This window comes from Flavobacterium sp., from assembly GCF_044360715.1.
GTDB lineage: Bacteria > Bacteroidota > Bacteroidia > Flavobacteriales > Flavobacteriaceae > Flavobacterium.
The window spans coordinates 19,233-31,669 of record NZ_JBIKJY010000025.1 but is presented as its reverse complement, the minus strand read 5'-3'; the positions used below and the strand labels follow the sequence as shown (position 1 = coordinate 31,669).

At 34.0% G+C, this 12,437-nt stretch carries 12 protein-coding genes; 6 read left to right on the top strand and 6 right to left on the bottom strand.

Annotation, left to right across the window (positions count from 1 at the left end):
• The first annotated feature begins 530 nt into the window (after window positions 1–530).
• The 5 genes from ACIQ16_RS08680 to ACIQ16_RS08660 all read left to right on the top strand — a co-directional run bounded on the left by ACIQ16_RS08680 (window position 531) and on the right by ACIQ16_RS08660 (window position 4,498).
• Window positions 531–1,688, top strand: coding sequence for an adenine-specific methyltransferase EcoRI family protein (locus ACIQ16_RS08680; protein ID WP_396150638.1), 1,158 nt, complete (start codon window positions 531–533; stop codon window positions 1,686–1,688).
• Window positions 1,685–2,848, top strand: a complete 1,164-nt coding sequence (locus tag ACIQ16_RS08675; protein ID WP_396150636.1) for an HNH endonuclease family protein — start codon at window positions 1,685–1,687, stop codon at window positions 2,846–2,848. Before ACIQ16_RS08680 ends, ACIQ16_RS08675 begins: the two co-directional genes overlap by 4 nt.
• Before the next feature lies 1 nt (window position 2,849).
• Window positions 2,850–3,020 (top strand): hypothetical protein, encoded by a 171-nt coding sequence (locus ACIQ16_RS08670; RefSeq protein WP_396150634.1) that lies wholly within the window; start codon window positions 2,850–2,852, stop codon window positions 3,018–3,020.
• A gap of 291 nt (window positions 3,021–3,311) precedes the next feature.
• Window positions 3,312–3,593: a GIY-YIG nuclease family protein gene (locus ACIQ16_RS08665; RefSeq protein ID WP_396150632.1), complete on the top strand. Its 282-nt coding sequence runs from the start codon at window positions 3,312–3,314 to the stop codon at window positions 3,591–3,593.
• Between the two features lie 350 nt (window positions 3,594–3,943).
• The gene (locus ACIQ16_RS08660; protein ID WP_396150630.1) at window positions 3,944–4,498 is read left to right on the top strand and encodes a hypothetical protein; all 555 of its coding nucleotides are present in this window, start codon (window positions 3,944–3,946) and stop codon (window positions 4,496–4,498) included.
• Window positions 4,499–4,603: 105 nt separating this feature from the next.
• On the opposite strand, the gene ACIQ16_RS08655 is transcribed toward ACIQ16_RS08660, so the two are convergent.
• Entirely contained in the window at window positions 4,604–5,275 is a 672-nt protein-coding gene (locus ACIQ16_RS08655) for a hypothetical protein (protein ID WP_396150628.1), read from the bottom strand.
• 78 nt (window positions 5,276–5,353) lie between these two features.
• Window positions 5,354–5,806 (bottom strand): thioredoxin-dependent thiol peroxidase, encoded by a 453-nt coding sequence (gene bcp, locus ACIQ16_RS08650; protein WP_396150626.1) that lies wholly within the window; start codon window positions 5,804–5,806, stop codon window positions 5,354–5,356.
• A 168-nt stretch (window positions 5,807–5,974) separates the two neighbouring features.
• Between bcp and nth the strand changes: the two genes are divergently transcribed.
• Window positions 5,975–6,637 carry an endonuclease III domain-containing protein gene (gene nth / locus ACIQ16_RS08645; protein ID WP_396150624.1) on the top strand — a complete coding sequence of 221 codons (663 nt, stop codon included), beginning with the start codon at window positions 5,975–5,977 and terminating at the stop codon, window positions 6,635–6,637.
• Window positions 6,638–6,862: 225 nt separating this feature from the next.
• Here nth and ACIQ16_RS08640 read toward each other — a convergent pair whose 3' ends face one another.
• The 4 genes from ACIQ16_RS08640 to ACIQ16_RS08625 all read right to left on the bottom strand — a co-directional run bounded on the left by ACIQ16_RS08640 (window position 6,863) and on the right by ACIQ16_RS08625 (window position 12,430).
• Window positions 6,863–7,450: an RNA polymerase sigma factor gene (locus ACIQ16_RS08640; RefSeq protein ID WP_396150622.1), complete on the bottom strand. Its 588-nt coding sequence runs from the start codon at window positions 7,448–7,450 to the stop codon at window positions 6,863–6,865.
• A gap of 196 nt (window positions 7,451–7,646) precedes the next feature.
• The gene (locus ACIQ16_RS08635; RefSeq protein WP_396150620.1) at window positions 7,647–8,405 is read right to left on the bottom strand and encodes a family 16 glycosylhydrolase; all 759 of its coding nucleotides are present in this window, start codon (window positions 8,403–8,405) and stop codon (window positions 7,647–7,649) included.
• A 1-nt stretch (window position 8,406) separates the two neighbouring features.
• Window positions 8,407–10,701, bottom strand: coding sequence for a beta-glucosidase BglX (bglX, locus tag ACIQ16_RS08630; protein WP_396150618.1), 2,295 nt, complete (start codon window positions 10,699–10,701; stop codon window positions 8,407–8,409).
• A gap of 79 nt (window positions 10,702–10,780) precedes the next feature.
• Entirely contained in the window at window positions 10,781–12,430 is a 1,650-nt protein-coding gene (locus ACIQ16_RS08625) for a family 16 glycosylhydrolase (protein ID WP_396150616.1), read from the bottom strand.
• Window positions 12,431–12,437: the final 7 nt, after the last annotated feature.

Genomic DNA, 12,437 nt, shown 5'->3' with positions numbered 1-12,437 from the left:
ACACAAACACCCTTTTTTGCCCCCGCAACAGCGCGAATTTTTTCGCGTGATAAAGGCTAATACAACCTGACAGGTTTTTGAAACCTGTCAGGTTTGAAAAAAACCCAACTGCGCAAAGTCTCCTGACTTTGCGCAAAACAAAAAACCTACACTATGAAATAAAAAAACAAACACGACACAAACACCCTTTTTTGCCCCCGCAACAGCGCGAATCCTTTCGCGTGGTAAAGGCTAATACAACCTGACAGGTTTTTGAAACCTGTCAGGTTTGAAAAAAAAAACCAGCTGCGCAACGTCTCCTGACTTTGAGCAAAACAAAAAACCTACACTATGAAATAAAAAACAAACACGACACAAACACCCTTTTTTGCCCCCGCAACAGCGCGAATTTTTTCGCGTGGTAAAGGCTAATACAACCTGACAGGTTTTTGAAACCTGTCAGGTTTGAAAAAAAACCATATTGCCCTACTCCCACAGCCCCAACTGTGGTAGTTTGAAATAAAAGTATAACCTAATCCCCAAAAAAACCAATGGCTAATAGTAACCTATCTAAAGCTAAAAATGCAAAGAATGACGAATTTTATACCCAATACCACGACATTGAAAAAGAAATAATGGCGTATTTGGACTTTAACCCCAACACCTTTAGAGGCAAAACCATTTTACTGCCTTGTGACGACCCTGAATGGAGCAATTTTACTAAATTTTTTGCGCAAAATTTTAAAAGGTTTGGTTTAAAAAAAATTATAAGTACAAGCTATGCTCCTAAAAGTAAATTGTACAAAACTAATTACCAACCTACCCTTTTTGAAACCAACGCACCACAGTTTGACCAAAACAAAACCAACGTAAACGGTAAAATATTTACCCTCACCCACGATACAACCAAAGATGGAAAAATTGATGTAAACGATTTGGAGTGGACTTATCTGGAAGGCGATGGTGATTTTAAAAGCGAAGAAGTAAAGAAACTTAGAGATGAAGCCGATATAATAATTACCAATCCGCCATTTTCTTTGTTTAGAAATTTTTTAAATTGGATAGTTGAAGCTGACAAAAAACTTTTAATAATTGGTAATATGAATGCGATTACATATAAAGAACTTTTCCAATTAATACAATCAGATAAGCTATGGTTAGGTGCAACAAATTTTAATACTGGTATGTATTTCAAAGTGCCAACAGATTTTGTTTATTCAGACACTTATAAATTTGAAAAAGAACAAAATGGAGACAAGGTAAATCGTGTACCTGGTGTTTGTTGGTTTACTAACATTGACCACGGAAGAAGACACCAGCCAATGCCATTAATGACAATTGAAGATAATTTAAAGTTTAGCAAACACAAAGAAATTAAAGGTCAAAAATCATATAATAAGTATGAAAATTATGATGCAATAGATGTTCCATTTACTGATGCTATTCCAAGCGATTATGATGGTGTTATGGGAGTTCCAATTACTTTTTTAGACAAATATTCACCCGAACAATTTGAGATAATTTGGAGAGGTGGAGATATAGAATGGGCAGAAAATGAATGCTATTTTTTCACACCACCAAGTCAAGAAAAAGCAAAAGAATATAAAAAGCAAGATATAACTTGGAGAATTCAAAATCCTTATTTAGTAGTAGATGCTAAAGCTAAAACAGTTTATCAAAGAATTTTAATCAAACACAAAAAACAATGAATACAAACTTAAGAACAGACATCACCATCCAAGCCATTTGCGAGGGGTTTATATATAACGAATTAGAAGGCAAAGGTTTGTTTGGACTTTCGGGTACCTTAACCATTCAACCTGAATACCAGCGCAACTACATTTATGCAGACGGTAAAAGAGATGTTGCTGTAATTGCGTCTATTTTAAAAGGGTATCCATTAGGTTTAATTTATTTTAACCGAGTAAATGAAAATAGTCTTGAAGTTTTAGACGGACAACAACGTATTACTAGTTTTGGACGTTTTGTAACCAACAAATTTGCCATTAAAGACGAAAATGGAATGGAGCAATATTTTAGTGGTATTGCAGAAGACAAACAACACAAAATTTTAAACGCTAAACTCTTAATATATGAATGTGAAGGCACCGAAAGTGAAATAAAAGAATGGTTTAGAACGATCAATATTTCAGGCGTTCCATTAACCAATCAAGAATTACTAAACGCAGTGTATTCTGGACCATTTGTAACATTGGGCAAAGAAGAATTTAGCAACAGCCAAAATGCAAACATCCAAAAATGGAGTGCGTACATATCAGGAAGTGCCAACAGACAAGACTTTTTAGAAAGAGCGTTGGAATGGGTAAGTAAAGATGATGTAGGTGTGTATATGAGCCGACACAGATTTGACAACAACATTACAGAACTGAAAAATTATTTCACAAGTGTTATTGATTGGGTTTCTACTGTATTTACCGATGTTGAAAGCGAAATGAAAGGACTTGATTGGGGAAGACTTTATGAAACATACAAAAAGCAACCGTACAACTCAAAAACTGTTTCGGAACAAGTTAAAAAATTGTATGCCGACCCCTATATAAAAAACAGAAAAGGCGTTTTTGAATTTATTTTAGGTGGTTCAACCGACTACAAATTGTTGGAAGTTCGTGTATTTGACGAAGCAACAAAAAAATCAACATACGCAATTCAAACAGCAGAAGCCGAAAAGAAAAACGTGTCAAATTGTTCACATTGTGCAATCGGTCACGATGCCAACAAAACCAAAATTTGGAAACTTACCGAAATGGACGCAGACCACGTAACCGCTTGGAGCAAAGGCGGAGCGACCGACATTAAGAATTGTGAAATGTTGTGTAAATCGCACAATAGAGCTAAAGGAAATAAGTAATTTGTACGACATCCGAGAGCACTTCCAAGGCAGAAACGAAAAAGGCAGAATGAATTCCAAAAGCAACGACGCCAGGTATATGGAGTTAATTAGCGAACTACGAAGTAAATTGGCTGTTTTAGCAGATAAGATTAAACCGAAAGTGTATGAGTATGGGTTTTTGAAGGAGTAGCTTCGAGAGTTGATGGTGGCTTCGAGTGCCTCAGCCACCATGATATTGTTGCCTGAGGTTCTCGAAGGCAGCAATATATGAAGGAAATCGAAAAGCAGATGGTGGCTTCGAGAGCCTCAGCCACCATGATATTGTTGCCTGAGGTTCTCGAAGGCAACAATATATGTTGTTGATGGTGGCTTCGAGAGCCTCAGCCACCATCTGTATTGTTGCCTGAGGCTCTCGAAGGCAACAATAAAAGAAGGCAACAATATATAAAAGCAACTAATAAATACATCTATGAAAGGTTATATGTACATTTTACTTTGTGCTAACGGAAGTTATTATACTGGAAGTACAATTGATTTAGAACGAAGATTGGCAGAGCATCAAAATGGTGAAGGGGCTAATCATACTAAAAAACATTTGCCTGTTACTTTGGTCTATTATGAAGAATATGCAAGAATTGATACCGCTTTTTATCGTGAAAAACAAATACAAGGTTGGAGTAGAAAAAAGAAAGAAGCTCTAATTGAAGGTAATAGCAATTTACTACCAGAATTAGCAAAAGCATATAGGGATTTGGGGAAATAAAATGGTGGCTTCGAGAGTTGATGGTGGCTTCGAGAGCCTCAGCCACCATATAATAAATATTGTTTCTGTATTGTTGCCTGAGGCACTCGAAGGCAACAATAGAACTGGCACTAGAAAGCAGATGGTGGCTTCGAGAGCCTCAGCCACCATATAATAAATATTGTTTCTGTATTGTTGCCTGAGGCACTCGAAGGCAACAATTATAGAACTTCAAATCTAAACTTTAAGTTTTTTTTATAATTATATATTTTGGCTACTGCGATATATTTAGTTTATTTGTTATAAATACTTGTTATGGCGTTAGAACCATAGCGACAATTCTAAAAAAAATATAAACTAAAATTCACAATATGAAACATCTGAAAAAAATCTTGTTTACCTTGTTTTTAGTAGCGGTTGTGGTGAGTAGCGTAGTGGTTGCCAACAACGATAGTAAAAAAGAACCAACTAAAAAAGCATTGCAAAAACCACTTACGGCTGAAGAAATGAAAGCAGCACGTAAAAAATGGGAAGCTAGCCCAGATGGGATAGCATACAAAAAATGGGAAAACTCTCCAGAAGGTAAAAAAATAGATGCCAGTTACGAAAAAGTAAAAAAGCACTTTAAAGCGTTTAGTGATATGGAAGCAGTGGTTAAATCTGTTACGTTTCAGCGTGAAAATGCACCATCTGATAGTCCAAAATGGCTTATCGTAGAAATTGAGGGCGAAACCTATATGATGCAATTTATTCCAAAGGAATTTGAGTTACTTAAAAGCTTAAAAGTAAACGATAAGATACTAGTAAGAAGTCATAGCGCAGGATTTTCAAACAATCATCCGTATTTAATACTTTCTAGCGACTATATTGCAAAAGACAATAAAGTACTTTTTAAACGTGCAGTTAATAAAAATAATCGTTGTTAAATAATTGAAGGGATTAGCATAAAAAAAGGGTTTTCATCTAATTTGAAAACCCTTTTTCTTTATCCTAAAATCTGACTGGCGTGTATTTTGGTTTTATGTCAGAAATTAAAGCGTATTTAAATAATCTACTAGTTTTATTAAACTTAATTCATCACTGAAAGAAATCTTATTTTCTTTTATATATGTTTCTAGTATATCTTTTTGATTAGGAAAAAGTTTTAAAAATTCATTTTTCTTATTTGGGAACTCAGATATACCCTCTTGATTTCCAATAAAAAACTTGCTTTTCTCAATGGCATAATTTGCAGGTTTAGGCTCTCCATAATTCGAATTAGGAACATATTCTGGAACATAAACCACTTTTTCTTTTTTATATAAGTTATATTTTGGGTTGGCCGTTTTAGTAAGCAATACTAAATATCCATTAGTAACATCCTTCTCTTTATAAGAAACATATTTATAAAATTTATTAGATAAAATAATTACACAAGAATCTATTTTATTTGCATAATACATTTTACCGTCCTTCATAAATTCCATTTCATCTCGGTAAGCATTGTATCGGATAGGTGGTGTAGCTTCATCAACACAAGTAAATTGTGAAGGAAAAAACTTATCATCAATATACTGTGAACCTTCTACACTTGAATTAGAATTCTCTGCAAAAGTAGCATTGATCAATAATCGACCGGTATAGCCTATTGCAAAACTTTTATTTTGGCTCCATAAATTGGTTGATACTACTAATAAAAATAAAATTGTGAATTTATTTGACATTGTTTTAGAAATTTAATTTACCCAAATATATTAAAACAATTTTAATTGTACAATTAATTCTATGAAAACCCTTTTTCTTTATCCTAAAATCTGACTGGCGTGTGCTTTGGTTTTCACATCAGATATAACATCAGTTATAGTACCGTTTTCGTCTATTACGAACGTGGTTCTATGAATACCGTCATATTCTTTACCCATAAACTTTTTAGGTCCCCAAACGCCAAAGGCTTCAATCACAGATTTGTCTTCATCGGCCAATAAGGCAAATGGGAAGCTGTATTTTTCTTCAAATTTCTTTTGTGCTTTAGCACTATCGGCACTCACGCCTAACAATTCGTAATTATTGGCTTGAAAACGTTCGTAATTGTCTCGTAAATCACAAGCTTCGGCGGTACAACCCGGCGTATTGGCTTTCGGATAAAAGAAAACCACTAGTTTTTTTCCTTTATAATCAACTAAAGTATGTTGTTTGCCGTTTTGGTCGGTTCCTGAGAAACTTGGTGCGCTATCGCCTACTTTTAAATGTGTCATGTTTTTGGTTTATTGTTTGTTGTTTGTTGTTTGTTGTTTGGAATTTGTTATTTGTTATTTGGAATTTGTTATTTGTTATTTGGAATTTGGAATTTGTTATTGCTATTGTTATTGATTTTTGATATTGTTCTTGCTATTGATTAACTTTACCACATCAAATATACAAAAATGACTAAAAAAGAGCGTGCAACATTTGTTATAAATACGTTAAACGATTTGTATCCTGAAATTCCGATTCCTTTAGACCATAAAGATCCGTATACCTTACTGATTGCTGTTTTACTATCGGCGCAATGTACAGATGTTCGTGTCAATCAAATTACACCATTATTATTTGCTAAAGCAGATAATCCATACGATATGATAAAAATGAGTGTGGAAGAAATTAAGGAAATCATTCGTCCTTGCGGATTATCACCTATGAAATCGAAAGGCATTCACGGTTTATCGCAGATTTTAATTGAAAAATACAACGGCGAAGTACCTCAAAGTTTTGAAGCATTAGAAGCCTTACCGGCAGTAGGACATAAAACCGCTAGCGTAGTAATGAGTCAGGCATTTGGAGTACCCGCATTTCCAGTAGATACACACATTCACCGATTATTGTACCGATGGAATTTAACATCAGGTAAAAACGTGGTACAAACCGAGAAAGATGCCAAAGCTATTTTTCCGAAAGAAACTTGGAACGAGTTGCATTTGCAAATTATTTGGTATGGCCGAGAATACTCACCTGCAAGAGGTTGGGATTTAGAAAAAGATACTATCACAAAAACGATTGGAAGAAAATCTGTTCTTAATGAATATTATAAAAAAAATGCTTCGAAATAGTTTCCGAAGCATTTTTAATCAATTTGCTATGCTCTCAAAAGTAAGATTTCCTACTTTAACCATTTTCATAGCCTGCGAATAACTCAATATTAAACTAACTACATTTTTATTGGGTTTCATTTCTTTAATTGATTGTCTTTTTTTAGCGTAAAGTTTTCCCATATACGAACTTAAATGTTTATTTATAGGATAACGCAAAACACAATACATTATTGTATGAATTGTTTAATTCGTTAAAATAATATTATTTTTTTCTACGATTTTTCTTAAATTAATTACAGCATAGCGCATTCTACCCAAGGCAGTATTGATGCTCACACCTGTAATTTCAGAAATTTCTTTGAAACTTAAATCTTCGTAAAAACGCATTTTTATCACTTCTTTCTGATCTTCAGGTAGTTGTTCTAAGATTTTTCTAACATCTAATTCTACTTGGTTTTCAATTAGTTGGTTTTCAATTGTCAAACTTGAATCGGTCATAAAATCAAAAATACTATATTCGTCGGTTTCTCGTTGAAATGGCATTTTTTTATTATGTCTGAAATAGTCAATAACTAAATTAGAAGCAATACGCATTACCCAAGGTAAAAATTTACCTTCTTCATTGTACCCTTTGGTGCGTAACGTTTTAATTACTTTAATAAACGTGTCTTGAAAAACGTCATCACAAACCGAACGGTCTGGAATTTTGGAATAAATAAAACCAAAGATTTTAGACTGGTGTCTTTCTATTAAAACTTGTAAAGCTGTTTCGTCTCCACTAATATAGTCTTGCAATAAAATTGCATCAGGAGTTTGTACTCTATTTGCCATAAATATACTTTTTAGATTTGGAACTAAAATTTTAAAAAAAGTATTTTTATAGTATAAGCAAATAGGTTTTAAGGGTTAATTAGTAGCAAATATAATGTTAAATATTTCTAAATACCAAATATAATTTAAAAATTTAACGTTTTTAATGTACTAAAGTGAAAAAAGATGCGTTGAAAAAAGTGATAAACTACTGAGTTTATTGATATACTTTAATATAATCTAAAATGAATTTTTGTGGTAAAATAGAAGCATCAATTGTTGGACCGCCGAAATTTCCACCTATTGCCACATTAATAATAAAATAAAAAGGTTGGTTATACGGCCACGTATTTTCATCTTTTACTTCAGGTTGAAACGTATATACTAACGCATCATCAACAAAAAATGCTATTTTATCTTTCGTCCAATCAATAGCATACGTATGAAAACCTTCTTCTATCGTTGGGATTGTTGTTTTCTTTGTATTAATCGTATTTCCATGACTGGCTTGTGTATGTAATGATGTAAATACAATATCAGGTTGTTTACCTACATATTCTAAAATATCAATTTCGCCACATTTAGGCCAACCTACAGTAGAAATATTTTGACCCAACATCCAAAAAGCCGGCCATAATCCAGTACCAACTGGTAATTTTGCACGCGTTTCAATGCGTCCGTATTGAAATACTTTTTTATTTTGAGTAGTAATTCTTGTAGAAGTGTAGCTTTCGCCTTCTTTTTTTGCTTCAATAATTAAAAAACCATCTTTTAGTTCGTGATTTTTATTTGTATAGATTTGGGCTTCATTATTTCCCCAACCACATAAATTTGGGCAACCATTACCCAATTCGAAATTCCAAGTAGTTTCATCGAGTGTAGTGGTATTAAAATTTTCTTCCCACACCAATTTTCTTTTATCGTCTTGCGAAAATGAAAAATGACTAACTAAAAATAAAACAAGAAATAATCGCATGTTAATTGGTTTTTATAAATTCAAAATTAGCCTCAATTGTTTTGTCTGAGCTTCCTCCTACAAATACTTTGAAATCTCCTGCTTCGGTTTCCCATTTGTTGTTAGCCGTATAAAAGGCAAGCATTTCTTCTGTAATTGTAAAAGTAATAGTTTTGGTTTCGTTAGGCTGTAATGCTACCATTTCGAATCCTTTTAATTCTTTAACTGGTCGAGTTGTACTTCCAATTATATCTCTAATATACAATTGTACTACTTCTTTTCCTGCTACAGTACTATTGTTTTTTAATGATACTGTAACGTTTATATTTCCTCCTTGAGCTAATGTAGTAGCACTTAATTTTAAATCTGAATACTCAAATTTAGAATAACTTAAACCGTGCCCAAAAGCAAAAAGTGGTGTGTTTTTTTCATCTGAATAATGCGACCAAAATACACTTTCTGGTTCGTTCATTGTAGGGCGCCCTGTGTTTTTATAATTATAATAAATAGGTACTTGCGCTACATTTCTTGGAAACGTCATAGGTAATTTTCCGCTTGGGTTGTAATCGCCATACAACACTTGAGCGATAGCATTTCCACTTTCTGTACCCAAATGCCAAGCTTCAACAATAGCAGGAATGTTTTCTGCAGCCCAAGGAATAGCTAATGGACGACCGTTATTTAAAACCAAAACAATGTTTTTATTTACTTTATAAATGGCTTCTAATAATTCTTGTTGTACACCCGGTAAACCTAAGTCTGTTCTACTTCTACCTTCACCAGTTTGCAACCCGTGTTCTCCTAAAACCATCACAACAACATCTGCTTTTTTAGCTACTTCAATAGCTTCCGAAAAACCTGATGTGTCAGTTGTATTTATATGAGTTTCCCATACAAACTGAGTTCTTCCTACAGTAAGATCAGCACCTTTTGCATAAGTTAGTTGATTGTTTTTATAGTGTTGCATTCCTTCTAATACAGAAACAGCTGTATTGTCTTGTGCAGCAATGCGCCAACTTCCTAAAGGACTTGTTTTGTCTGAAGCTAAAGCACCAATTAAGGCAACTTTTTTGCCCGATTGCGCTAAAGGCAATAGGTTGTTTTCGTTTTTTAATAAAACAATTGATTTTTTAGCTACATCTAAAACAGCATCATGAAATTCTTGTTTTCCAACTGTTGCTTTTTCATGTGCTTCATCGCAATATTTATATGGATTGTCAAATAAACCCAATTCGAATTTTACTTTAAGAATTCTTCTTGCAGCATCATTAATTAGATTTTCACTTACCTTTCCTTCTTTTACTAAAGCACTTAAATGTTCTACATACGCATACGATTCCATATCCATATCAGAACCTGCTTGAATGGCAATTTCTGCAGCATGTTTGCTGTTTTTGGCATAACCATGAGGAATCATTTCAATAATCGAACCCCAATCAGATACTACAAATCCGTCAAAATTCCAGTTCTTTTTTAAGATATCTCTTTGAAGTAATTTGCTACCTGTTGCGGGAACACCATTTAGTTCATTGAAAGAATTCATAAACGTTTTTACACCTGCATCTACCGACGCTTTAAAAGGAGGTAAAATCACATTATGAAGTACCTCATCACTAACCATTACGGTATTGTAATCTCTACCGGCTTCTGCAAATGCATAACCTGCAAAGTGTTTGGCACAAGCCAAAATGTTTTTATTTGTAGATAAATCACCTTGAAATCCGTTTACTCGGGCAGCAGCTATTTTACTACCTAAATACGTATCTTCTCCGGCACCTTCCATAACTCTACCCCATCTGGCATCTCTTGAAATATCAACCATTGGAGCAAATGTCCAGTTTATTCCTTCAGCAGCGGCTTCCTCTGCCCCTACTTGCGCTGATTTCTTAATGGCATCTAAATCCCAACTTGCGGCTTCCGCTAATGGAATAGGACTTATTGTTTTGTGACCATGAATGACATCGAAACCAAATAATAACGGAATGCCTAAACGGGTTTGTTCTACAGCGATTTTTTGAATCGCATATACATCCTTTACCCCTTTTACATTTAACATGGAACCTACTAAACCATTCTTTAAATCGTTATATTTTTTGGCAGCCTGTCCGTCTTTTGGAGCGGGTCCTGTAATTTCCCAAAAACCATTATACTGATTTAATTGTCCAATTTTTTCATCCAACGTCATGATATTCAAAAGTGAATCTACTTTTTGATCTAACGTTTTTGTTTTAGCAGAAAAGCTACCCTTCTTAGGAGTAGCACAACTGACAACCAATACACTGGCAATTAGGTAATATTTTATTGACTTAAAATCCATTGTTAAATTTAATGAGATAAAAAATGAATAACAAGAAGACATATATACGTCTTCTTGTTATTACTTAGTTTTATAAATATTATTGATATACTCTTACGTAATCTACTTCCATTGCAGATTGTGAAAACGCTGGGTCTATTGTACCTCCAAAGTTACCTCCCATAGCTACATTAAGTATCAAGAAGAAGTTTGCATTAAATGGTAAAGAACCTGAATTTGCTACCGTATGGAACAATACATTATCTACATATATTTTTATAGAATTAGGTGACCATACTGCTTTATAAACATGAAATTGAGTAGAAGCACCTGTAATCATGGTTGTATTCGTATTGGCATTTCCACCAAAGTTTCCAGGATAATGTAATGAACCATGAATTTTGTTTGGTTCATTTCCTTTGTGTTCCATTATGTCAATTTCTCCACAAGCTGGCCAAGTATTGGTTGCATAATTTTCACCTAACATCCAAATAGCAGGCCATGTTCCACCACCTACAGGAAGTTTTGCTCTTACCTCAACTTTTCCGTATTTAAATTCGAATTTATTTTCAGATTTTAAACGTGCTGAAGTATAGTTAGAACCACTTAAATTTTGAGCTTTTGCAGTTATTTTAAGGTTACCCCCTTCAACAATAACATTATTTGCACTATTTGTGTAATATTGAGACTCTCCATTACCCCATCCGCCAGCGCCAATATCATATCCCCATTTGGCAGTATCAGGCGCACCATCTGTATTAAACTCATCTGACCATACTAAGTTTGTATAATCTGTTATTGGATCTTGAACTGGTTGAATTGTAGTAAACGTATGGTACCAAGCTAATGCTGGATTTCCACCCATTACCGCTCTTACTACCATTCTGTTATTAGTAATAGACATAATTTCGTAAGAACTTTGTCCAATATAATATCCCATAAATCCTCCGTCAGAAATATTTAACATCGTACCACGTGTTTGATTCGGAATATTATTTCCAACCACTAACGATTCAGATGGCGATAAAGTAACTGTTTTTAAACCTGAAGTATCATAAGAATAACATCCATCATCTGGTGAAGTTGCACCCACTACACTATTAAAATCTTTATTAAAGAATGTACTTCCTCCATTATCTAAAAGGAATTTTAATTGACCTCCTACTAATGAAAAATGCAAAACATTTTCATATAAACAGCTACTAGCCGGACTTCCAGCTTTTTCCCATGGGGCTGCTTGATACCAGTGTGGATAATAATTTTGAGTTGCATCAGTGCTATTAGGGCCTACACCCAAGTGTCCTGGCTCTGAAGCAGACCAATACCAACTTTTTTGAGAACCTCCAGTTAAAAACTGCACCGCTTCTGCATCAGTAAAATCACTTCTAACTTGTAACGTTAAAGTAGTTGTAGTACTAACACCACCTTTACCTGAAGCAGTTACCGTAATAGTATACTCATTGGTTCCTGGTTGTGTAAAACGTTTTTGCAATTGTCCCGAAGGCGCATTTGCAGTAGTTCCATCACTAAATACATATTTATAAGAAATTGCATTTGTAGCTGTTGCTACAAAATTAACCACACCTGAACCATCTCCATTTGGATTAGCGGTACTTACACCTTCAATATTTGCTTGAACGGTTAAATTTGTAGGTGCTGATAAATCACCAAACACATTATCTTCTTCCTGACAGCTAAAAACTAAAAGTAGTGATAGCGTAACTAATATATTATTTACAATTGTTTTCATGTTTGAT